A 24,070-nucleotide genomic window follows, 5' to 3' on the forward strand; every position below is an offset into this window, starting at 1 on the left:
GTTTTGTCGTAGCCGCAGAGAAATGCTTTGTTACGCAGCCTACGCTGAGTATGCAGATTCAGAAGCTGGAAGACGAGTTGGGAGTGAAAATATTTGACAGGAGTAAACTACCGGTAGTACCTACCGAGATAGGAGTGGAAATAGTAGAGCAATCGCGTGTTATACTGAAAGAAAACAGCCGGATTAAAGAGATTGTATCCGGGCATAAAAAAGAAGTACAGGGCAGTCTTCGTGTAGGCATTATTCCTACATTGGCGCCTTACCTGCTGCCGCGTATTCTCACGGGTTTTATGAAGAAATATCCAAAGGTAAAACTGGAGATTTGGGAGTATCCGACAGAACAGATTGTGCAGCAGTTAAAGCTGGAGCAACTGGATTGTGGGTTGCTGGCTACGCCGCTGGAAAACCCGAACCTGGAAGAGCAGCCGTTGTTTTATGAATCTTTCGTGGTATATGCTGCGAAAACGAATCCGCTGTTTGAGAAAAAGTTTATCAAACCGGAGGATATTGATGTACGGGAGGTGTGGTTGCTGAATGAGGGGCATTGTATGCGGAACCAGGTGTTGAATATTTGCAGGGACAAGTTTACGATGGGGGAATACAAAAATCTCGAATATAACACCGGCAGCGTGGAGACATTGAAAAGGATGGTGGATCTGAATGCGGGGTATACGATTCTGCCAGAGTTGTCATTGCAGGATTTATCTGCAAGGCAGATGAATATGGTGCGGTTTTTTAAGTCTCCGGAACCGGTTCGTGAGATCAGCTTAGTAACACATCGTTTCTTTGTAAAACAGGCGTTGATTGCCGCGTTTAAGAAGGAAATACTGGCACATGTGCCAGAGAAGATGAAGGTGCAGAAGAATAAGAAAGTGATGGAAATAACTGCATAAAGTAAAAACGCTTTTGCCAAAGGCAAAAGCGTTTTTACTTTATTTTATTTTACAGGTTTATAATACTTCATCGCCTCCGGCATCAGGCTTTGCAACTGCGCAATCCTCCTCTCATCACTCGGGTGTGTACTCATCAACTCCATTGGCTTACTACTACTGGCACTTGCACTCGCCATTCTCTGCCAGAATGGAATTGCTTCCTGTGGATTATATCCCGCCATTGCCATAAAGATCACTCCTAAATGGTCTGCTTCCAGCTCATTCTGTCTTGAAAACGCCAGCAAACCTAAATTTCCTCCTACACCAAAAGACTGTAAGAAGATATTCTGTGCCTGCGGATTCTTATTCAACGCTACAGAACCAGCGACTTCAATACCCTGGGAAACCAGCTGCTGGCTCATACGTTCATTACCATGCCTTGCAATCGCATGCGCAATTTCATGCCCCATCACACACGCCAGTGAAGTCTCGTTCTGCGTTACCGGCAGCAGGCCCGTATATACCACAACCTTTCCACCTGGCATACACCATGCATTCACCTCTTTATTATCTACCAGGTTGAATTCCCATTTATAATTTGCTACTTCATTCCCCATGTTATTCTGGGTCATGTACTGGGTTACTGCGGCGCTGATACGTGCTCCCACCCTTTTCACCATCTCAGCATCTTTATTGCCGGCGGTAGTAACTGTTTTGTTTGATGAAAGAAACGACTGATACTCCGTCAATGCCATGGACTGCATGGTACTCTCCGGAATGAGGTTCAACTGTCTGCGACCAGTAATAGGTACTTTCGCACAGCTCACCATCATTGCTACACTTGCTCCAATAAATAGGAATTTTTTTTGCATCTGTTACAAATTTGAATTTTAAAGGGGGCGTCCCTTAAACGCTACAGTATTAAAACAGGATTTGATCATGACTATTACGAAGGTCGTAATAACCATGATCAAATATTATTAAAAGATAAATAATTTGTAATTCAGTGCAAGAGATATGCCAGAAAGAACAGGATTATTTCCTGTCTCTGTGCCTGAACAAAGGCACTTTGCTTTCGTTGCCATTCAGTAAACGGAAGATATTTTTCTGATGGGTCAATACCACCATCAGTGCGACAGCGATTGCAAATATGCGATAGAACTTCTCAGGTTCATTGAAAATGAACAGGATCAGGATCGGGAACGCTATACTTGCTATGATAGAGCTCAATGATACGTACCGGGTCAGGAACAGGATCAGCAGGAACACGCCCACGCAGCAGATAGCTACTAATGGCTGGATGGCCAGCACTAATCCAAACAGGGTAGCAATACCTTTACCACCACGGAAACCTGCCCAGATAGGGAAAATATGCCCTACTACAGCTGCCAGCCCCAGACCAATCTGTAAGTTTACCAGCTGTGTCAGGTGATCAGGGTTCTGATAATAACCTACCAGGTAAGCCAGACGTACTGCCATTACTCCTTTAACCATATCCACCAGCATCACAAATGATCCGGCTTTTGGGCCCAGCACACGGAACGTATTTGTAGCACCGGCATTGCCGCTGCCATATTCCCGGATGTCCATACCAAAAACGCCTTTACTCACCCATACCGCGGTAGGTATGGACCCGATCAGATAAGCACAAAAAAGCAACAATAATTCTGTCATACAATAAGTTAGGTTTTGCTAAGATAGTATTTTTCGCCGTTAAAGTCCCTTAAAGTTAAGAAAATATTAAAATTTACATTAACACGAACATTGGATTATCGGGTCTCATTATATAATGATGTTATAACATATTACCTATTTTCTGGCTAATAATTTCATTGCCAGCCAATTATCCTTATCTAGTACGGTTTCCAATACTAATCCATTTTTTCTGGCGGCCTCCAATATAACTGATTCATCCTCCCGGAGAATGCCGCTCAGTAACAAAATGCCGTCTCTTTCCAGCAAACGGCGCATATCGGCCATGAATTCCAGCAAAATATTGCGATTGATATTAGCTAATACTATATGGTAAGTATTTCTAATATTCTTGAGGGTATCTGCCTGCCATACTTTTACCGGGAGGGCGTTGTTATTCTCAATGTTCTCTTTGGTGTTTTCTACAGACCAAGTGTCTATATCAATGGCATCAATGATGGAAGCCCCCATCCTGGCAGCAAGGATCGCCAGGATACCGGTGCCCGTACCAAAGTCAAATACCTTTTTGCCACGGAACTCAATGCCCTGCATCAGCTTTATCATTGAAGCCGTGGTAGCATGGTGGCCGGTGCCAAAAGACATCTTAGGCGTGATCACGATTTCGTGGAGTGGAGCGGGATCAAAAGGCGCATGGAAAGAAGCCCTGATGCCACAGAAATCGTCGACCAGTACGGGTTGAAAATTACTTTCCCATACTGCGTTCCAGTTTTCCTGCTTTATCGTTTCGCTTGTATAGGTCACGCCATATGTCTCCGTGAGGGCTTTTACTTCTCCCTCATTAAAATTCTCTTCCGGGATATATGCTACCAGTGTAGCTCCCTGTTCTTCAAACCCGTCAAATCCTTTTTCAGATAACTCAGCTATAAGAATATCTTTTATTTCATTGGCACAGGTCATGGTAATAGCTGTATGTGTCATAATAGCAAATGTAATAAAATCAGTAAATCCGGTGAATGATGGTAACACGTTAACGCCTCATTTTCATGTTATTGTAATGTTAATGGTAAAATATCCCTGTTTACAGCTATATAACACATAATACGTTAATTTTATATTTGCAATATAGTTAATATAAAATTTGTATCCTATGAAGACCTGTTTACTTGCTATCGCCGCTCTCTTTCTTTCCCTCATGACCCAGGCACAGGACGTTGTGAAGTTGTACCATGATGATACCATGGTGGATTCAATCACCTATACGAACAATACCACCACGATAGTGATCAACAAAGTGGACCTGGTGAACTATTTTAAGACACTGGATACCCTGCTGGAAAAAAATTGTTATGACCCAAAAAGCTTCCGTAACATCCAGTTCGCGCACCTGACCAACCAGGAAGTAGAGAATCACTTCAAGGCAGCCAAAGCATGGCTGAACGATTCAACCCATACTGAGTACAATTTCAATACTGATAAATTCACGCTGTTCTGGACACAGGGTGAAGGCATCATGTTACCTTATATAGAGGATATGATGTCACAGTTGCTGGTGGATGGCAGACTGGCTATAGTGGAGAAAGCTACGAAAATACGTGTACCACAGTACAATATCTTCTACGAATGGATTGGCGGAGGAGAGTATAAGATCTATAAGCTCCCTAACGGAAAGATCATCTTCAGGGAAAGTAATTTCTACCTGGAGCAACTGACCAAGAGCTAACTAACCCGTACCTGATAAATATTCATGCTTGCTGAAATGGCGCCTTACCGGGCGCCATTTTTAGTATTCTGAGTAGGGTTTGGCATGACACAAAATAATATCCTGGTGAGATACATTGTGTGCATAATAAGGATCCCCTATTAATTTCTTCCAATCGGCATCTGCACCGAATGCTTTCCAGTGCGCCTCTCTTTCTGACCTGCTTTCAAAACTGGTCATATACATGAGGTTCGGCATTCTGCTGCCACTCAGCACACTGGCATAAAATACCGCGTTAAAGCCCAGGCGCTTAAATATGCCTACTTCGTTGCCCTTATTGAACATTTCAACTTTGTTCTGGTATAAACGCTCTGTAGGCCCCTCATAGCTGCGTAGTTCATAGATTCTGGCAGTGTCTGCTCCTTTCAGATTGGGTGCAGACATTTGCGGCATTTCGGGGAAAGCTTCTAGCACGATCGTTTCCATTCTACTATATACCGGTTGATCCCAGGTGGCTTCTAAATAGTCCTTCCCATTTTGCAGGTATGCAGCGTCCTTCAGCGCATTTTCAGGCCATTTCAGGAGCTTTTCCAGGTTCGGTGAAGGTATCAGCACATAGAGGATAGTATCGTTTGATACAGGCTTAAATACACCTATTTTACCCAATCCCTGCTTATGCAGGGCAGGGATCAGTGCCTGCCGGCAATATGCGTCCAGTCTGGCCTCCTGCCCTTTATCTTTCAGATGATATACCAGCAAACTATAGAATTCTTTTTTTGGTGGTACAGGATGTGCCTGAGTCATCCCGGGCAGGAGGAAAAAGAACAGGCAAAGCACATTAAAAGTGTTTCCGTTTAAGAAATAGCGGGCGTTTTTCAATGTTTGTGGAATCTTCATAATAAAATGAAATTATAATAGAATATCTGATAATGATATATAAATGTTAGGAGCGGTCAATGGAGAGGGATAAGCATAAAAAAAAGGTACCAGTTTCCTGGTACCTTTTTTTTTATAGAAGAATATAAAACTATTCGTCAAACATTGGCTCATCCGGCTGGATAGAGTGTGGGGGCTCCTGCTGAGGACGTTGACTACGGTCACCGCCATCACGATCGCCACGGAAACCACCACGGTCACCGCCTCTGTTGCCACCACGATCGCCACCGCGATCATTGCGGAAACCACCACGGTCGCCACCTCTGCCACCACGATCACCGCCATCACGACGATCACCACGGTCACCTCTGTCGCCACGCTCCGGACGCTCACCTTCAGGTCTTTCTACATAACCTTCTGGTTTTGGCATCAGTATACGACGGCTCAGTTTGAATTTGCCGGTCTTAGGATCAGTACCTACCAGTTTCACTTTCACTTTCTCACCTTCGGTCAGCACGCCATCCATATTTTCCAGGCGTTTCCAGGAAACTTCAGAAATATGCAGCAAGCCTTGCTTACCAGGCAGGAATTCTACGAAAGCACCGTAAGGCATTACTGATTTTACAGTAGACTCATACACTTCACCGATCTCTGGTACCGCAACGATACCCTTGATCCATGCGAGTGCTTTGTCCAGACCTTCTTTCTGTGCAGAGAAGATGCTTACTTCGCCGGTTTCACCAACTTCTTCGATGTTGATGGTAGTACCGGTTTCGCGCTGGATCTCCTGAATCACCTTACCACCTGGTCCTATCACAGCACCAATGAATTCGCGGTCGATGATCAGTTTCTCCATGCGTGGAGCATGTGGTTTTGGTTCAGGACGGGCTGCTTCGATACAACCGTACATGGCATCGATGATATGCAGACGACCCTTACGGGCCTGTTCCAATGCTTTACGCATTACGTCCATGCTCAGACCGTCTACCTTGATATCCATCTGGATACCACAGATACCATCGCGGGTACCAGTAACTTTGAAGTCCATATCACCCAGGTGATCTTCATCTCCGAGGATGTCTGTCAATACGGCCCATTTGCCATCGGCAGCACGGGAGATCAGACCCATTGCCACACCGGATACGTGTTTAGGCAAAGGTACACCCGCATCCATCAGTGCCAGGGAACCAGCACAAACAGTTGCCATAGAAGAAGAACCGTTTGATTCCAGGATATCAGATACCACACGTACAGTGTAAGCATACTCACTACCCGGCATCATCTGCTTCAGAGAACGCATAGCCAGGTTACCATGACCTACTTCACGACGGCCAGGGCCACGCATTGGCTTTACTTCACCTGTAGAGAACGGAGGGAAGTTATAATGGAGGATAAATTTAGCATACTTGGAGGTAGCAGCGCTTTCGATCAGCAGCTCGTCATCCGGAGTACCGAGGGTAACAGTAGTCAGAGACTGTGTTTCACCACGGGTAAACAGGGCAGAACCGTGCGGAGAAGGCAGGATATCAATTTCCATATTCAGCGGGCGAACCTGGTCAAGGCTACGGCCATCCAGGCGAACGCTTTCGTCCAGGATCATGTTACGTACCACTTCCTTTTCGAGGTCATGGAAATATCTGCCCACCAGTGGTGCATCTTCTTCGGAGAGTTCGCCGAGAGATTCTTTCACTTCGTCTTCGATTGCATGGAATGCATCGCTACGTTCGTGTTTGCCAGAGCCAGACCTGGATACTGCCAGGATCTTATCTTTTGCAAACGCAATGATTTTCGCTTTCAGTTCCTCATTTTCATAAGGCTTGTCATATTCGCGTTTACCGGTTACACCAGCCAGATCACGCAGTTGTTCCTGCGCTTTTACCTGGGTACGGATCGCTTCATGGGCGAATTCGATTGCTTTAATAATATCTTCCTCACTGCACTCCTTGCTTTCACCTTCCACCATCATGATGTTCTTTGCAGTAGCACCGATGATGAAGTCCATATCAGCTTTTTCCAGCTGGGAGCGGTTTGGATTTATAACTAATTGACCGTCAATGCGGGCAACGCGTACTTCAGAAATAATTTCCTGGATAGGTACATCGGATACTGCGAGTGCAGCAGATGCAGCCAGGCAAGCCAGCGCATCAGGCATTACTTCAGTGTCAGAAGAGATCAGGGTAACTAATACCTGTACTTCGCAGAAATAATCATCAGGGAATAAAGGGCGCAGTGCGCGGTCGATCAAACGTGATATTAAAACTTCGTAGTCGGATAATTTTCCTTCGCGTTTGAAGAAGGAACCTGGGATACGACCAGCAGAAGCAAATTTTTCCTGGTAATCAACTGTTAGGGGGAAGAAAGATTGTCCGGGTTTGGGTTCTTTATTGGCAACGACGGTAGCCAGGAGAATATTATTTCCCAGACGAACCGTTACAGCACCATCTGCCTGGCGGGCTAACTTTCCAGTCTCGAGGGTGACAATCCGGCCATCTCCTATATCGAAATTAACTGATTTAGGTGTCAGATTCATAAAAAAGTGAAGATTAAAATGGTATACCTAAAAAAAAACTATTCCCAACCTTATAAGTTGGGAATAGCGCTATAAAAAAGTTTCAGTTATTTTCTGAGACCTAACTTCTCAATCAGTGCGCGGTAGCCTGTGAGGTTTGTTTTAGACAGGTAAGAGAGTAAACGCTTTCTCTGACCTACCATTTTCATCAAACCGCGGTGTGTAGAAAAGTCCTTTTTGTTTTCTTTCAGGTGACTGGAAATGCTGTTGATACGCTCAGTCAGGAGTGCAACTTGCGCTTCTACAGAGCCGGTATTTTTCTCGCTTCCACCAAATTCCTTAAAAATATTGGCTTTCTTTTCAACAGTTAAGTAAGACATCTTGTAATAAATAATAAAATGATAAAGGTTTTAATCGCTATTTTTCCGGGGCAAAGGTAAAATAAAATTATTAATTAACCATAATAAGGAAAAATATTCCCCCCGGTGCAGCAGTAATTGCTCCCCGGCCTGGAATTCTTTCACCCGGATTGTAAGCTGTTTCTATTATACAAAATTGACGGTGGCATGGTCAGACACGCGTCCATTCTCGGTTCTCAGCACTCTTGACGGAAATTTCTGTAATAATATGTAGTCATGTGTAGCCATTACTACTGCCGCTCCTTCTTCCCGGCTAATGCGGAACAGAAGCTGCATAATCCCGTCCGATGTCTCAGGATCCAGGTTTCCGGTAGGCTCATCTGCCAGGATCAGCTTGGGTGAATTCAGCATGGCACGGGCAATATCCACACGTTGCTGCTCTCCCCCACTCAGTTCATAGGGCATTTTGAAACCTTTGGTGGTCAGTCCCACCTTTTCCAGCACATCATCTATCTTTTCTTCCATTTTCTTTTTGTCTTCCCAGCCAATGGCACGCAACACAAATTTCAGGTTGTCATGCACATTTCTGTCCGTCAGCAGCTGGAAATCCTGGAATACCACTCCCAGGTTACGACGCAGGTAAGGAACCTTTTTCCAGTCCATCTTTTTCAGGTCAAACCCTACTACCTGCCCGGCTCCCTCTTTCAGGGACAGGTCCCCGTACAGGGTTTTCAGCAGACTGGACTTCCCTGTTCCGGTCTTTCCTATCAGGTATACAAATTCACCCCTGTTCACCGTAATATTTACATCTGACAAGATCAGGGAATTACCCTGGTAAATATTGACGTTTGATAACTGTATAATCGGTTGTTCTGCGCTCATGTACTTTTGAAAATGGGTTTAGTGTGACAAAAATAGCTAAATCCATGCTAGTTTGTTAGAACTAATTTATTAGTTTACATTATAAATTAAGCGACATGTCGGGGATAAAAACATTGACCAAAGCAGAAGAGCAAATTATGCAGGCCCTGTGGCAGATAGGACCTGCATTTGTAAAAGACATTATTGAAATACTTCCTGAGCCGAAACCGCATTATAATACGATCAGCACGCTGGTAAAGATCCTGATTGACAAGGGGTTTGTAGATTTTAAGGCGTTTGGGAAATCGCATCAGTATTTTCCATTGATTACCAAGGAAGAGTATAGTCAGAATACGCTGCAGCAGATGGCAAAGGGGTACTTTGCAGGTTCTTTTAAAAATATGGTGTCCTTTTTTGTGAAAAAAAACGACCTCAGCATCTTAGAGTTAGAATCTCTGCTGGAACAAATCAAAAAAGCTGAAAAGAAATGATGTTGCCGTATATCATTAAGGTATTGATCTGCTCAGGGGTATTGTATGGATATTATGCAATGGCGTTGAAGAATAGTACCCTGCATACATGGAATAGAATCTTTTTGCTGGTGGCGCCATTGCTTGCATTGGTGCTGCCACTGGTTCAGTTTCCCTTTGTGCAACAGGGGATGGTGATGAAGATGCTGGAGGTGAGGGCCTATGCCAGTGCCCCGGTTTCACATACGGGGGAATCTTTTGATGTGGAGACCTTATTATATACTTTATATATATTGGTAGTTGCCGGGGCGTTGTTTCGTATCATGCTTAACTGGCGAAAACTACGGCTGCTGGTTTTGCAGGGAGAAGTAAAAGAAGATGCGGGGTATAGAATGATTCGTCATGCAGGGGTTTTAATGCCATTTTCTTTCTTTAATCAGATCTTTTTTAATGATACAATTGATGAACCGGTGTTACGGCATGAACTGGCGCATGTGCAGGGGCATCATACTATAGATAAGTTGTGGATGGAGGTGGTTTGTGCTGCTTGCTGGTGTAATCCTTTCTTTTATTTAATGAAGAAGGAACTGGCGATGGTGCATGAGTTTATTGCAGACAGGGAAGCAGCGGCAGATATGCAGGCAGATTATGCAAAGGTGTTGTTGCAGATGACATTGCAAACTTCTTCTCTTGCAGGGGTGAGTACGTTTGGACAATCGCCGGTAAAGAGAAGGATTACCATGTTGTTTGCAGGTAAAACGAATTACACATTTATAAAGAAGACCTTTATTATTCCTATAGCTATTGTTTTATTACTGATAATGGGTAGTCAGCGACCCACCATGGCAGTAACCAGTTCTGCTGCCATGGATGAGGTTTTTACAATTGTTGAACAGCCACCGGCCTATGTGGGTGGGGAGGAAGCGCTGGCGAAATACCTGTTGCAAAATATTCATTATCCTGCTGCGGCGCAAAAAGCTGGTGTGCAGGGTACTGTGATTGTGCAGTTTGTAGTGGGGTCGGATGGCGTGATACATGATGTAAAGACGGTGGGGAAGCAGCATGGGTATGGGTTGGAGGAAGAGAGTATCAGGGTGGTGACGGAGATGCCGAAATGGGTGGCTGGGTCAAATGGCGGAAAGAAGGTGAGTGTGATGTTTAATTTGCCAATCAGGTACCAGGTAGAATTATAATAAATATTTTCTTTAGTTTGCCGCCACTATGCGACACATTATACCCTTATTATTTCTGTACCTGAGCACAATTTCTTTCCACAGCCTTGCACAATCCCCTGAATTTCCCGGTGGCGAAAATGGATTAATCAAATATCTCAAAAAGAACTTCCAATATCCGCATGAAGCCCTGGAATCAGGCATCGAAGGCACTGTCACCGTTCAGTTTACAATTAATGCCGAAGGAGGAATTGAAAATGTTTCCACCATCAGCCCGAAACTGGGTGGACACCTGGAAATGGAAGCAATCCGGCTGGTCAGGTCCATGCCTAAATGGAAACCTGCGATGGAAAATGGAAAAGCTGTACCTGCGCAATGCAATATTCCAGTTGTATTCAGTCTGAAGGAATACTATGCTAAAAAGAAGAAGAAAGTATACCCAATGTTTTAAATAAAAAAGAGGCTGAGTGATCAGCCTCTTTTTTATTTAATGATAAATAAACTCCCCCTTTTCACTCCTCACCGTCACCTGCTTCTTCTCTGCCGCCTCTACCCTTCCTACTATCTTCGCGGCTATATTAAAACTCTCACTGATCTTAATAATATCCGTCGCAATCGCTTCAGGCACATACAATTCCATTCTATGTCCCATATTAAACACCTGGTACATCTCCTTCCATCCTGTACCAGACTGCTCCTGTATCAAACTAAATAACGGAGGAACAGGGAACAGGTTATCCTTAATCACATGTACATTGTCAACAAAGTGCAGCACCTTCGTTTGCGCACCACCACTGCAATGCACCAGACCATGAATCTGTGCACGATACCCTTCCAGCACTTTCTTAATTACCGGTGCATACGTACGGGTCGGAGACAATACCAGTTTACCCGCATCAATACTACCAAAACCCGGCACTTCTACCTTATCTGTCAATGCCTTTTTACCGCTGAAAATCAGGTCATAAGGAATACCCGGATCATAACTCTCCGGATATTTCTCCGCTATTTTTTTATTAAATACATCATGACGGGCAGAAGTCAGACCATTGCTGCCCATACCGCCATTATAAGATGTTTCGTAAGAAGCCTGCCCATATGAAGCCAGACCTACAATCACATCACCCGCCTGAATAGTATGATTGGAAATCACTTCGGCCCTCTTCATTCTGCAGGTCACCGTAGAATCCACAATAATAGTACGTACCAGGTCACCTACATCTGCTGTCTCACCGCCGGTAGAGAAAATGGAGATACCATGTCCTCTCAGCTCTTCCAGTATCTCTTCCGTACCATTGATAATGGCAGCAATCACTTCACCGGGTATCAGTCCTTTATTACGGCCAATTGTAGAAGACAGGAGGATATTTTCAGTAGCACCTACGCACAGCAGGTCATCAATGTTCATGATGATAGCATCCTGTGCAATACCTTTCCAAACAGAAAGATCACCTGTTTCTTTCCAGTAAGTATAAGCCAGCGAAGACTTGGTACCCGCGCCATCAGCATGCATGATATTGCAATAATCTGCCTCGCCGCCGAGAATATCGGGTACAATTTTGCAGAACGCTTTTGGAAACAGGCCCTTGTCAATGTGCTTTATCGCATTGTGCACGTCTTCTTTTCCAGCTGAAACACCGCGCTGGGCGTAGATATTCTGATCCACCGGTTAATTTTAATGTGATTAATCAAAGTGCAAAAGTAACGGATTCCCCCTTCCCGCGCAAACCATTCACTTTCAAAAACGCCGGAGGGGCAAGAGGAATAATCAAATTGCACCGTCCCCTTTCAATCATTTATATCGAAATGTTGTAATTTGCATAGATATTTATATCGAAGGCGTATTATGCTCATACACAGGGACCTCACCCAATTGCCAGCTTTTAAGCGGGCAGTTATTACCATCGGAACATTTGACGGCGTTCATACCGGACACCGCCACATTATTCGACAACTGCAACAGGCTGCCGCCGCCTGCAATGGTGAAACGGTGATCGTCACCTTTGACCCTCACCCAAGAGAAGTGCTGCAACCGGGCAGTAACCTTGTCCGACTCCTGACCACATTAGATGAAAAGATTGCTTTATTGTCGGCACAGGGTATAGATCACCTGGTGATCGTTCCTTTTACCCGTGAATTCTCCGAGCTTTCGGCCCGGGCTTACCTGGAAGATTTTCTGATAGAAAGATTCAAACCACATACTATCATTATTGGTTACGACCACCGGTTCGGGCATAACCGCGAGGGAGGCCTGGAACTACTGGAAGCAGAGCAGACCCAGTATGGGTTTAGTCTCATAGAGATTCCGCAGCAGATCGTGCATGATCTGGCCGTGAGTTCTACCAAGATCAGGAAAAGTTTGCAGGAAGGAAATGTACATCTGGCGAATGAATTGCTTGGTTATCAGTATTTTCTGGAAGGTACTGTAGTGCATGGAGATAAGATGGGCCGGAAATTAGGATATCCGACGGCCAATATCCAGCTGCCGGATCCCAGAAAATTGATACCGGCACAGGGGATTTATGCCATCCGGGTACATGTGAAAACGCAGGAGGAACCTCTCAATGGGGTAATGAGTATTGGTACAAGGCCGACTTTTAATGGGAGTGACTTGCGCCTGGAGGCACATATCTTTGATTTTAAGGGCGATTTGTACGATCAGGTGATTAGGGTGGAGATGGTAAGTTATATACGGGCAAATCAAAAGTTTGATAATGTGGAAGCGCTGATAGCGCAGATGGATAAAGATAGTGCGCAGGCGAAAGCCTTACTGGAATAAAAACTAAAACGCTTTTACCTTCGGTAAAAGCGTTTTAGTTTTAGGCCGGTACCTGCGGCAGGCTTTGAACAACAATGCGACTTGCTTAATTCATTATTTTATAGATAAGTTCTTTCATCAGTTCTCCATCCTCTACCCCACTATCATTGATCCCAATACTGCGCAGATTATAATTATGTAAAAGCAGAATTGCCTTCTCCGTCCCCTCCACACCATACTGCCTTGCCGCTGCCATATAATCCTTCACAAAAAACGGATGTACCCCCAGCGCCGCTGCTATCTCCTTCTCCCCTCCTTTCACACCAAAGATCTGACTCATCTTACTAAAGAAATTATATAATGCCGGCAATACCATCTGTATAGGCCCAGCCTTCGGATTGGCGGCAAAGTACTGGACAATGCGCATCACCTTGCCCATATCCTTCTGGCCAATTGCATTCTGTAATTCAAATACATTGAATTCCTTACTGATCCCTACATACTTCTCAATATCACTTTCATCAATCTTCTTTTCTGGCGCCAGGTTCACCAGCAATTTATCAATCTCATTTGCCATGCGGGAAAGGTCATTACCAATATGGTCTACCAGCAGAATACCCGCTTTTTGCGAGATCGCCCTGCCTAACCCACTCACATAAGCATCTATCCATGCCGGCAACTGATTATCATACATTTTTTTGGTACTGAGCAGTACCCCTCTGTCTTTAATCAGCTTAGCCATCTTACTGCGCCCGTCGATCTTGCCCTGCTTATGGGCCACCACGAAAATGGTAGACTCCAATGGCTTATCAATATACGCTTCCAGTTTCAGGATATCCTTCATGGCCTGGGCCTCTTTCAGTACCACCACCTGCCTTTCTGCAAACATGGGATACCGCCTGCAGGCATTGATCACCGCACTCCAGGACGTTTCTTTACCATATAATATGGTGAGATTGAATCCCTTCTCTGATTCATCCAGCAGGTGATGCTCCGCATAGTTGGTCACCTGGTCAATAAAGAAGTCTTCATCCCCTTCCAGCCAGTATAACGACTTGAATTTCTTTTGTTTCCAATCTTTTATTATATCCTGATAATCCATTCCCTAATTTATTTAATATATACGACATCCCCTTCTTCTACCAGGGGCACTCCCTTGAATCGCATCAGGAGCTGGCCTACCGCTACCACATCTTTCTGACAGTAAGTAACAATCCTTTCCAGTCCATTTACTTCTTCATAGTAAACTTTCGCTACCATGCTTCCATCAATATCATCTTTGGGCGTAGGTATACCAAGTATGGCCGTCAATAACTTCAGGGAAGTATAGTTTTTAAAGTCGCCAAACCGCCATAACTGCATCGTATCCAGCATGGGTACTTCCCATGGCTTCAGATTATGCAATTGCAAAGCAGGTGGCAAAGATAGCTGATGGATCACAGACCGCCTGCAAATAAAAGGAATATCAAATTCTTTGATGTTGTGACCTGCAAACTGGAATTTTGGATTTTTTATATAAAATTTATTTACCAATTCTAAAAAACTGCTTAATAAAATCTTTTCATCGTCATGATAAATTGATTTGATACGCAATTGATAACGACCATTTTCTACGGTAAAAAAACCCACTGAAATACAGATAATCTTCCCAAATTCAGCATAGATCCCCGCCCGCTCTGCGTACAGGTCTTCGCCTTCGGCTGAATCTGGCGCAGTTTTTGTAATTTTTTCAAGCCAAAGCGATTGCATGTTTTCCGGAAGACAGTCAAAAGCCTTGACAGCAGGTGTTGTCTCTATGTCCAACAATAATAATTGATCTAATGCGATATTCGGTAACACGGTTGAAAAACAGTTTATAAATTTTTATAATTAAAGTACTTTTAACACTTACATTTGTATAATTAGTTTTAACCATATAACAATTAAACTTAAATAAATAAAAACGACTATGACTGAGAACACATTTAACAAACCTGCTTCGGGTTCTCCCGGATCTGAAAAACCAAGAAGCCGTAATGGACTGATATATGGTATTTTAATAGCAGCATTAGCCGGTACATGGATCTACATGCTGTACGACAAAAATAAAACCAGCGACACCATTTCACAACAAGGTGCCCAGATAGATTCCATTTCTTCTTCACGGGATGCACTGCAGCAGGAATATAATGCAGCCAACGCACGTCTCGATGACCTCATCTCCCAGAACAGCCGCATGGATAGTCTGGTGAAAACAAAAGATAAGGAAATTGCAGACATGAAATCCAGAATCCAGGGTATTCTGACTAACAAAAATGCTACCCAGGCTCAGTTGGCTGAAGCTCGTCGTCTGATCGAACAACTGAAAGGCAATATCAGTTCCTATCAGGAAACTATCGAAAGACTGGAAGGCGAAAAACTGGTACTTACCGACGAACGTAACTCGGCACGTCGTGAAAGAGACTCTGTTGGTACCATCAAAGATAGCCTGAACAAAAAAGTAAGTCTCGGTTCCGTATTACATGCCTCCAACATTCACTTACAGCCAATTATGCTGAAAAAGAATGGTAAAGAAGTAGAAACGACAAAGGCTAAACGCGCTGATATGATGCGTGTGACTTTCGACCTGGATGAGAACAGAATTGCTCCAACCGGCGACAAACAACTGTATGTTGCTATCTCCGCTCCGGATGGTGCTCCACTGGCTGTTGAAGCCCTGGGTTCCGGCAAATTTACACTGGACGATGGTACAGAAAAATTGTATACTGCAAAGAAAACTGTAGCCTATACCTTAGGTCAGAAACAGACCGTAGTGATAGATTGGAAACAGAACTCTGATTTCAAACCTGGTGATTACAGTGTTGAAATCTACCATGATGGTTTCAAAATCGGTCAGGGTAAAGTAACGTTGAAGAAAGGCGGATTGTTCTAGTAGTTTTCTTCTAATATATTATTATATGAGTCCCGGTATCTTTTTGATACCGGGATTTTTTTATTGCGCTTAGGCAGGAAACTTTTTTTTTCTTTTTCCCGCCCACCACCCCTGGGGTGGGTGGGCGGGAAAAATTAAAAGATAGCACTCCTTCCCAACTTAACATAAAGATCATTTTGTTAATGATTAGTTATTTGGAAAAAGACATATATAATATTCTAATTAATTCCCCCATCTTTGCATCAAGCTTTTGTGGTATAAATGGAAACCCATACCTAAAGGTTGCAATTTCATGTGAAAACCGGGGAATGCATAATCTTGCATCACCATGTGTCCCCCTCCTATCTTATATGTATGTTATTGGGATTGAGTTCAACAAACAGTGTTAAAATACAGGAACCGACTATGCAGGAAAACACGAAGCAGGTGTACGTTGTAGACGACGATGAGATCTTCCATTTCATCCTGAAAAAGATGTTGGAACAACAGGCCGATAACCTGGAGATCACCAGCTTTCTCTGCGCAGAAGATGCGCTGGCTCAATTACAGGACCAACCGCAATACCTCCTGCCTTCCTTAATCATCCTGGACATGAACATGCAACGTATGAATGGATGGGACTTCATCGAAGCCTATAAAATGATTAAACCAACCCTCAATCAACATATTCCCATTATCATGTGCTCATCATCTATGGACATGCGGGATATGCAAAAAGTACAACGCACACCGGAACTAATGGCCTACATCACCAAGCCTTTAGACCCGATGAAGATGAAAGTCATCACCGATGTACTTGCCTGAGGCTGCAAACCAGATTATGGAATGGACAATACAATAAAAAAACGCCGGCGTTCTGCCGGCGTTTCTCTTTATAATCTATTGTGATTAAGCTAATTGTACGCTACCATACATTTCCTCTCTCATCGCTTTCACTCTCTCATCCACCAGGTACTCGTCGAAGGTCATCAGCCTGTCAATCACGCCCTTAGGCGTAATTTCAATGATACGGTTCGCCACAGATTGCATGAAGGTATGGTCATGTGTAGTGAACAGCACAATACCCTTGAAGTTGATCATACTTTCGTTGAAAGACTGGATACTCTCCAGGTCCAGGTGGTTCGTAGGCTCATCGAGTATCACTACGTTAGGATCCTGCAGCATCATGCGGCTGGTCATACAACGAACTTTTTCACCACCACTCAGTACACTGGTTTTCTTCATGATCTCATCACCGCTGAACAGCATCTTGCCCAGGAAACCACGCAGGAACGGCTCATCCACATCTGTTACATGCGGTGGCACGAACTGACGCAGCCAGTCCATCAGGTTGATATTGGTATCAGTAAAGAACTGTGCATTGTCGTTTGGCAGGTAAGCAGTAGTTACAGTTGTACCCCACTCATATTTACCACCATCAGCTTTATCTTCACCATTGATGATTTCGAAGAAAGTACTCAGCGCTACGTGATCTTTAGACAGGAAAGCAATCTTATCGCCCTTGTTCACGGTAAAGGAAACATCGCTGAACAGCTTGTTACCTTCGATAGATTTTTCCAGTTTCTCCACATTTAGAATCTGGTTACCTACCTCACGCTGTTGCTTGAAAATGATACCCGGATACTTACGGTTAGAAGGCTGAATATCTTCGATAACCAGTTTTTCCAGGGCTTTCTTACGGGAAGTAGCCTGTTTACTCTTGGAAGCGTTCGCACTGAACCGGGCAATGAAGTCCAGCAGGTCTTTACGCTTATCTTCCATTTTCTTGTTCTTATCGGCAATCTGGCGGGCCATCAACTGGGAAGATTCGTACCAGAAGGTATAGTTACCGGAGAAGATCTGAATCTTGGCACGGTCTACGTCTGCCACATGGGTACATACCGCATCCAGGAAGTGACGGTCGTGGGATACTACGATCACAATGTTCTCATAATCAGCGAGGAAGTTCTCCAACCAACCGATGGTTTCCACATCAAGGTGGTTGGTAGGCTCATCCAGCAGCAGGATGTCAGGGTTACCAAACAGTGCCTGTGCCAGCAGTACACGCACTTTCAGGCTACCACTCAGTTCTTTCATCAGTACCCCATGCAAATCTGCATTTACACCCAGATCGCCCAGCAGGGTACCTGCATCACTCTCGGCAGTATAACCGCCCATTTCTCCGTATTCTGCTTCCAGCTCACCTGCACGCATACCGTCCTCTTCGGTAAAGTCTTCCTTGGCATAAATAGCATCTCTTTCGTGCGCTATTTCCCAAAGCTTCTTGTTACCCATCAATACGGTATTCAGTACAGTCACCTCGTCAAACTCAAAGTGGTTCTGTTTCAGTACGGACATGCGCTCACCAGGGGTGATTTCCACAGTTCCTTTGGTAGGGTCGATCTCGCCTGAAAGAATCTTCAGGAAAGTAGACTTACCGGCGCCGTTTGCACCGATTACACCATAACAGTTGCCTTTGGTAAAGTTGAGGTTAACTTCATCAAACAACACTCTTTTTCCAAAAGAAAGCGATACGTTTTTAACACTGATCATGCTGGCTAAAGAAATTTAAGGCGCAAAGTTACGAAAAAATATACGGTTTCAATATATTATAACTATTATCGGAATTTGGGGTAGTCGCACCAAACATCCGGGTTTTGCCAACCATTTTGGAATCTTGTGAAACACAATTAATACCTTAATTTTAACCCCTGCATAGATCTTCATTTAATCACTTTCGCCATGACTAAATACGACGAGATTTTCGAGAACAACAAGCGTTGGATAGCGGCTAAAACTGCTACCGACAAGGAATTTTTTGAGAAACTGGCCAACGAACAACGACCAGACTATCTCTACATTGGCTGTAGCGATAGCCGGGTACCCACCAATGAGATCATGGGACTGGACGCCGGTGAAGTATTTGTTCACAGGAACATAGCCAACCTGGTCAATAATACCGACCTGAATGTAATGGCTACTATCAACTACGCCGTTCGCCACCTGCAGGTAAAACACATCATCATATGTGGCCACTACAACTGCGGAGGTGTAAAAGCAGCCATGCAGCCAGCCGACCTGGGCCTGCTGAACCCCTGGCTCCGCAATATCCGCGATGTATACCGCCTGCACAAAGATGAGCTGAATGCCATTGACGACGAGCGTGACCGTTACAACCGGCTGGTAGAACTGAATGTACAGGAGCAATGTGTGAATGTTATCAAAACCGCTGCCGTACAGCAATCTTACATCGCAAATCAGTTTCCCACCGTACATGGCTGGGTTTATGACCTGCGCAACGGAGAACTCAAAGACCTGAAGATTGATTTTGAAAAAGTCCTGCACGAAATTCAGGAAATCTATGACCTGACTGGCGAAGGATTGATGAAAAAATAATGAAATGAAAACTGGGCCAATTGGTGTATTCGACTCCGGCTATGGAGGACTGACGGTGCTGAAAGAGATTATCACCTCCCTCCCGCAATACGATTACATTTACCTGGGCGACAACGCCCGTGCCCCCTATGGCAACAGGGGATTTGAAACCATTCATACCTACACACTGGAATGTGTACAGCAACTTTTTGACATGGGCTGTCCTTTGGTCGTGCTGGCCTGTAACACGGCTTCGGCCAAAGCATTGCGCACCATCCAGCAAAAAGACCTGCCGAACATTGCCCCGGATCGCCGGGTCCTGGGGGTGATCAGACCTACTACCGAAATGGTAGGTACCCTTACCCAGACAGGCGAAGTAGGAATACTGGCTACAAAGGGTACGGTGAGCTCGGAATCGTATCCGATTGAGATCAAAAAGTTTTTCCCACATGTGAAAGTGCATCAGCTGGCTTGTCCGATGTGGGTGCCTTTGATTGAAAATGGAGAAGCTGATAGCGAGGGCGCTGATTATTTTGTAAAGAAATACCTGGATCAGATACTCACTGATGCACCTGATATTGATACGCTCGTATTGGCTTGTACGCACTATCCGATACTTACTAAAAAGATAAGACAGTTCCTGCCCGCAGGGATCACCCTTTTATCTCAGGGTAAGATTGTGGCGCATAGCCTGAAAGATTACCTGGAACGGCATCCGGAAATGGAGACGAGATTGAGTAAAAATGGTAGTCGCAAATTCTTTACAACAGATGATCCGGTTATTTTTGAAAAGCTTACGAATATCTTCTTTGGAGAAACGGTAAAAACCGAATTTCTTGAACACAAAAAATAGCCGGCCGCAGGCCATATAGCCACCTCCAAAAAAAAACGCTTTTGCCTACGGCAAAAGCGTTTTTTTTTGGTAGAATTTTATTACCAGCAATTAAAAAGTTACTTTCCTTCCAATCCCAACAAAAACGCATACTGCAAAGCCACTTCTTCCAAAGGCTTAAACCTTCCCGAAGCTCCACCATGCCCCGCTTCCATATCCGTCTTAAACAATAACAAATGCTTATCCGTCTTCAACTCCCTCAACTTCGCCACCCACTTAGCCGGCTCCCAATACTGCACCTGTGAATCATGCAGCCCTGTCAGCACCAGCATATTCGGATAATCCTGCGCTACCACATTATCATATGGAGAATAAGACTTCATGTAGTCGTAATACGCTTTATCCTTTGGATTTCCCCACTCGTCAAACTCACCCGTCGTCAACGGAATACTTTCATCCAGCATCGTCGTTACCACATCTACAAAAGGCACCGCTGCTATTACACCCTTCCATAACTTAGGACGCATATTCACTACAGCCCCTATCAGCAATCCACCCGCACTACCGCCCATTGCATATAAATGTGCACTATCCGTATACTTCTGTGCCACCAGGAACTCCGCACAATCAATGAAGTCATAAAAAGTATTCTTCTTCTTAAACAACTTCCCATCTTCATACCACTGTCTGCCCATCTCTTCTCCCCCACGTATATGTGCTATTGCATAAGCAAATCCCCTGTCTAATAAACTCAGCCTGTTAGCACTAAAACCCGGATCTATGCTATGACCATAAGAGCCATACCCATACAGCAACAGCGGTCGCTTGCCATCCTTCTCAAACCCTTTTTTATACACAATTGAAATGGGGACTTTTACACCATCCCTGGCGGTTGCATACACACGCTCTGTTACATAATTTTTCGGATCATAACCACCCAATACTTCCTGTCTCTTCTTCAGCTCATTCGTCTTCGCATCCATGTCATAATCATAGGTTGAAGAAGGCGTTGTCATAGAAGTATATACATAGCGCAGGGTCTTCGTATCAAACTCAGGATTGATGGAAACACTGGCTACATAAGCCGGTTCATCGAAGTGCAGGTAATGCTCCTGGTGTGTATGTGTATTGATCACACGCAGCTGTGTGAGACCATTCTTACGCTCACTCAGTACCATGTGCTCTTTAAACAGTTCCTGCCCTTCCAGCAATACATCTGCACGATGGGGAATCACTTCTTTCCAGTCTTTGATAGAAGTCTTGTCCAGCGGACATTCCATCAGTCTGAAGTTCTTTGCTTCATAATTTGTTCTGATATAAAAATGCTGGTCCTGGTGATCTATATCGTACAACATATCGTGCTGACGGGGATAGAATACTTTCGCATCGCTCAATGGTTTGGATGCATCAAGAATTCTGTATTCAGAAGACAATGTACTTTCACTCGCAATGAAGATGAACTGCCCTGATTTACATCTGTAAGCAAACGTATTAAAGGTCTCATCTTTCTCATGGAAGATCTCCTTATCCTTTGCAGTTTCAGTACCTGTTATGTGCCTGCCTATTCTGTCTGCACGCAGGGTCACAGGATCTTTACCTGTATAGAAAAAAGTTTTGTTATCACTGGCCCACGCTACACCGCCGGTGGTATTCGGAATAGCATCAGGAAGAATTTCACCGGTCTGCAGGTTCTTGATATGAATGGTGTACTGACGGCGGCTCACGGTATCTACACCGAAAGCTAACCACTGTCCGTCAGGACTTACCGCCATACCACCTACCTGGTAATAATCATGCCCTGCCGCCATTTCATTGACATTGAGGGTGATTTCTTCCTTTGCTTCCAGGCTACCTTTTTTGCGGCAATAGATGGGATATTCCTTTCCTTCTACATAACGGGTATAGTAGTAATAACCATCTTTCAGATAGGGCACACTGGCATCCGTTTCCATGATCCGGCCCCGCATTTCTTCGTACAGCTTCTTACGCAGCTGTGCAGCAGGCGCCATCATGGTATCCAGGTAGGCATTCTCTGCATTCAGGTAAGCAAGCACCTTTGGATCATTCCGATCATTCATCCAGTAATAGCTATCTATTCGGGTATCTCCGTGTATAGTAAGCGCTGTATCTTTCTTTTCCGCTACCGGAGCGGCTATTGTTGTCGTTGATTCTGCTGACATAACTTTCTTTTTTTCCTTACAGGCAAACAGGGCCATAGCTGAGATCACGTAATAAGCAGCGGCTATCCTCATAGGTGGTAATTAATTGAGACTACTAAAGTACAAAATTAACCCACCACCACCATCTTAACAGGGTCCCACTTTATAGGTCGCTGCTGAAAATAGCTTTCATTCGTGAGCAATGCAGGTCCTGCGGCCCGCAAGCCAAAGGTAGCATCTTCTACCACTTTCTTACCGGTACGAACAGATTCATAAAAATTAGCCAGGTGATCGATGTGGGAATCATAACCCTGAGGTGCTGTAAAAACACTCTCTCCTTCCTGCACGGGGTGCTGCCGCTGTTCAGGCGTATACTTCTCATTGTACTCCTTTACATAAGCCTCCTGCGTGGCTTTGGGCCAGGTATTATACGTATCCCAGCCACCATATCCTGGTGCAGCAGAGAGTTTATGTTTCCTGATTTTAAAGCTATCCCAGCCCAATTCCAGCACGCCTTCTGTACCTACCAGTCTTGTGAACTCACCACCACCGCCGCCATCTGCAAAGTTCACCCGCAGGTTCACCTGGAAACCTGGATAGTCCATCAGCGCCATTACTACGTCAGGCACATCGCGGCCATCATTCCATTGCTTCAGGTTGCCGGTGGCATATACACGGGTAGGGCCAGCTACCCCAGTCATGAAATGTAACCCTGAAATGAGGTGTACAAAAAGGTCTCCGGGAATTCCCGTACCATAAGCTTTGTAATTGCGCCAGCGGAAAAAGCGAACAGGGTCAAAAGGAATCCTGGCTGTGTCTTTCAGGTAAGTATCAAAATCAACTGTAGCTGGTGAAGCATCAGGCGGAATAGAATACTGCCAGGCGCCAAGGGCATCATGGCGGTCCATGTGTGCCTCGACCATTACCAGTTCGCCGATATCGCCTGCCAGGTAGCGTTTTCTGGCTTCGGCAAGACCTACACTACTTACACGCTGACTACCTACCTGGAATACGGCTTTGGTTTTCGCCTGTGTGGCAATCACCTGGTGCCCTTCGGAGATCTGCTGTACCATGGGTTTTTCACAGTATACAGCTTTCCCTTTTTCCATAGCAGCGATGGAAACGGTATCATGCCAGAAGTCAGGCGTAGCGACGATGATCGCATCGATGTCTTTTCTTTCCAACAATTCCCGGTAGTCACGGGTGGTAAAAACGTCTTTACCATATACCTCTTTTACTTTTGTGAGATGGCCGGTATAAAGGTCTGCCACGCCAGCCAGCTCTATACCAGGCAGGGTCAGGGAATCACGTACATCAGAGAATCCCATGATCCCCATACCAACACAGCCTATCCGTATCTTATCACTGGGGGCGATTTTAGCTAAAGAGGAAAGTGGGCCAAGAAGAGCAGCAGTGCCGCCAATGTTGCGCAGGAATTTTCTTCGGGATTGAGTCATAACGGAAATTTTTTGGGTATTACAGGAAATTACAAATTATGACTGCAAAAAACGAAGGAAAAATGGAGGAACGGGGCCAGGGCAAAAAAAAGATGTACCGGAAGACCCGGTACATCCTTCATATTTCA

General features: G+C 44.6%; 23 protein-coding genes. 10 read left to right on the forward strand and 13 right to left on the reverse strand.

Annotation, left to right across the window (positions count from 1 at the left end; genetic code table 11):
- Positions 1-893 (forward strand): LysR substrate-binding domain-containing protein (locus tag ABDW16_RS28740; RefSeq protein ID WP_343674637.1); only part of this gene is annotated, 893 nt, incomplete at its 5' end.
- Between the two features lie 44 nt (positions 894-937).
- Here ABDW16_RS28740 and ABDW16_RS28745 read toward each other — a convergent pair.
- The 3 genes from ABDW16_RS28745 to prmA form a co-directional block, all read right to left on the reverse strand.
- Positions 938-1,744: a M48 family metallopeptidase gene (locus ABDW16_RS28745; RefSeq protein ID WP_343674639.1), complete on the reverse strand. Its 807-nt coding sequence runs from the start codon at positions 1,742-1,744 to the stop codon at positions 938-940.
- A gap of 163 nt (positions 1,745-1,907) precedes the next feature.
- Entirely contained in the window at positions 1,908-2,546 is a 639-nt protein-coding gene (gene plsY / locus ABDW16_RS28750; protein WP_343674640.1) for a glycerol-3-phosphate 1-O-acyltransferase PlsY, read from the reverse strand.
- A 135-nt stretch (positions 2,547-2,681) separates the two neighbouring features.
- The gene (prmA, locus tag ABDW16_RS28755; RefSeq protein ID WP_343674641.1) at positions 2,682-3,503 is read right to left on the reverse strand and encodes a 50S ribosomal protein L11 methyltransferase; all 822 of its coding nucleotides are present in this window, start codon (positions 3,501-3,503) and stop codon (positions 2,682-2,684) included.
- Positions 3,504-3,672: 169 nt separating this feature from the next.
- On the opposite strand from prmA, the gene ABDW16_RS28760 reads away from it, so the two are divergent.
- Positions 3,673-4,245 (forward strand): hypothetical protein, encoded by a 573-nt coding sequence (locus tag ABDW16_RS28760; protein WP_343674642.1) that lies wholly within the window; start codon positions 3,673-3,675, stop codon positions 4,243-4,245.
- 60 nt (positions 4,246-4,305) lie between these two features.
- Here ABDW16_RS28760 and ABDW16_RS28765 read toward each other — a convergent pair whose 3' ends face one another.
- The 4 genes from ABDW16_RS28765 to ABDW16_RS28780 form a co-directional block, all read right to left on the reverse strand.
- The gene (locus ABDW16_RS28765) at positions 4,306-5,121 is read right to left on the reverse strand and encodes an NIPSNAP family protein (RefSeq protein ID WP_343674644.1); all 816 of its coding nucleotides are present in this window, start codon (positions 5,119-5,121) and stop codon (positions 4,306-4,308) included.
- 130 nt (positions 5,122-5,251) lie between these two features.
- On the reverse strand, positions 5,252-7,630 hold the full coding sequence (locus ABDW16_RS28770; protein ID WP_343674645.1) for a polyribonucleotide nucleotidyltransferase: 2,379 nt from the start codon (positions 7,628-7,630) through the stop codon (positions 5,252-5,254).
- A gap of 86 nt (positions 7,631-7,716) precedes the next feature.
- Entirely contained in the window at positions 7,717-7,989 is a 273-nt protein-coding gene (gene rpsO, locus ABDW16_RS28775; protein ID WP_072361215.1) for a 30S ribosomal protein S15, read from the reverse strand.
- A 165-nt stretch (positions 7,990-8,154) separates the two neighbouring features.
- A complete protein-coding gene (locus ABDW16_RS28780) occupies positions 8,155-8,850 on the reverse strand; it encodes an ATP-binding cassette domain-containing protein (protein WP_343674651.1) in 696 nt (231 codons plus the stop codon).
- A gap of 95 nt (positions 8,851-8,945) precedes the next feature.
- Between ABDW16_RS28780 and ABDW16_RS28785 the strand changes: the two genes are divergently transcribed.
- The 3 genes from ABDW16_RS28785 to ABDW16_RS28795 are packed head-to-tail and all read left to right on the forward strand — an operon-like array spanning position 8,946 to position 10,922.
- A complete protein-coding gene (locus ABDW16_RS28785; protein ID WP_343674653.1) occupies positions 8,946-9,320 on the forward strand; it encodes a BlaI/MecI/CopY family transcriptional regulator in 375 nt (124 codons plus the stop codon).
- Complete coding sequence (locus ABDW16_RS28790) at positions 9,317-10,492, forward strand: M56 family metallopeptidase (RefSeq protein ID WP_343674655.1); 1,176 nt, start codon at positions 9,317-9,319, stop codon at positions 10,490-10,492. Before ABDW16_RS28785 ends, ABDW16_RS28790 begins: the two co-directional genes overlap by 4 nt.
- A 28-nt stretch (positions 10,493-10,520) precedes the next feature.
- Complete coding sequence (locus ABDW16_RS28795) at positions 10,521-10,922, forward strand: energy transducer TonB (RefSeq protein WP_343674656.1); 402 nt, start codon at positions 10,521-10,523, stop codon at positions 10,920-10,922.
- Between the two features lie 36 nt (positions 10,923-10,958).
- Here the strand turns inward: ABDW16_RS28795 and ABDW16_RS28800 are convergent, their stop codons facing one another.
- On the reverse strand, positions 10,959-12,137 hold the full coding sequence (locus ABDW16_RS28800) for an AIR synthase related protein (protein WP_343674657.1): 1,179 nt from the start codon (positions 12,135-12,137) through the stop codon (positions 10,959-10,961).
- Positions 12,138-12,317: 180 nt separating this feature from the next.
- Between ABDW16_RS28800 and ABDW16_RS28805 the strand changes: the two genes are divergently transcribed.
- The gene (locus ABDW16_RS28805; protein ID WP_343674658.1) at positions 12,318-13,250 is read left to right on the forward strand and encodes a bifunctional riboflavin kinase/FAD synthetase; all 933 of its coding nucleotides are present in this window, start codon (positions 12,318-12,320) and stop codon (positions 13,248-13,250) included.
- A gap of 85 nt (positions 13,251-13,335) precedes the next feature.
- Here ABDW16_RS28805 and holA read toward each other — a convergent pair whose 3' ends face one another.
- Together holA and ABDW16_RS28815 are read right to left on the reverse strand one after the other, a co-directional pair.
- Positions 13,336-14,331: a DNA polymerase III subunit delta gene (holA, locus tag ABDW16_RS28810; protein WP_343674659.1), complete on the reverse strand. Its 996-nt coding sequence runs from the start codon at positions 14,329-14,331 to the stop codon at positions 13,336-13,338.
- Between the two features lie 8 nt (positions 14,332-14,339).
- Positions 14,340-14,978, reverse strand: a complete 639-nt coding sequence (locus tag ABDW16_RS28815; protein WP_343674661.1) for a ribonuclease H-like domain-containing protein — start codon at positions 14,976-14,978, stop codon at positions 14,340-14,342.
- A gap of 199 nt (positions 14,979-15,177) precedes the next feature.
- Here ABDW16_RS28815 and ABDW16_RS28820 point away from each other — a divergent pair, with 199 nt between their 5' ends.
- Positions 15,178-16,140, forward strand: a complete 963-nt coding sequence (locus ABDW16_RS28820; RefSeq protein ID WP_343674662.1) for a hypothetical protein — start codon at positions 15,178-15,180, stop codon at positions 16,138-16,140.
- Positions 16,141-16,494: 354 nt separating this feature from the next.
- Complete coding sequence (locus ABDW16_RS28825) at positions 16,495-16,944, forward strand: response regulator (protein WP_343674664.1); 450 nt, start codon at positions 16,495-16,497, stop codon at positions 16,942-16,944.
- An 84-nt stretch (positions 16,945-17,028) separates the two neighbouring features.
- Here ABDW16_RS28825 and ABDW16_RS28830 read toward each other — a convergent pair whose 3' ends face one another.
- The gene (locus tag ABDW16_RS28830; RefSeq protein ID WP_343674665.1) at positions 17,029-18,672 is read right to left on the reverse strand and encodes an ATP-binding cassette domain-containing protein; all 1,644 of its coding nucleotides are present in this window, start codon (positions 18,670-18,672) and stop codon (positions 17,029-17,031) included.
- Between the two features lie 189 nt (positions 18,673-18,861).
- Here ABDW16_RS28830 and ABDW16_RS28835 point away from each other — a divergent pair, with 189 nt between their 5' ends.
- The gene (locus ABDW16_RS28835) at positions 18,862-19,515 is read left to right on the forward strand and encodes a carbonic anhydrase (protein WP_343674667.1); all 654 of its coding nucleotides are present in this window, start codon (positions 18,862-18,864) and stop codon (positions 19,513-19,515) included.
- 4 nt (positions 19,516-19,519) lie between these two features.
- The gene (gene murI / locus ABDW16_RS28840) at positions 19,520-20,347 is read left to right on the forward strand and encodes a glutamate racemase (RefSeq protein WP_343674669.1); all 828 of its coding nucleotides are present in this window, start codon (positions 19,520-19,522) and stop codon (positions 20,345-20,347) included.
- A gap of 98 nt (positions 20,348-20,445) precedes the next feature.
- On the opposite strand, the gene ABDW16_RS28845 is transcribed toward murI, so the two are convergent.
- The gene (locus ABDW16_RS28845; RefSeq protein WP_343674670.1) at positions 20,446-22,578 is read right to left on the reverse strand and encodes a S9 family peptidase; all 2,133 of its coding nucleotides are present in this window, start codon (positions 22,576-22,578) and stop codon (positions 20,446-20,448) included.
- Between the two features lie 35 nt (positions 22,579-22,613).
- Positions 22,614-23,942, reverse strand: a complete 1,329-nt coding sequence (locus tag ABDW16_RS28850) for a Gfo/Idh/MocA family oxidoreductase (RefSeq protein ID WP_343674671.1) — start codon at positions 23,940-23,942, stop codon at positions 22,614-22,616.
- Positions 23,943-24,070 lie beyond the last annotated feature (128 nt).

This window comes from Chitinophaga sp. (assembly GCF_039596135.1).
GTDB lineage: Bacteria > Bacteroidota > Bacteroidia > Chitinophagales > Chitinophagaceae > Chitinophaga.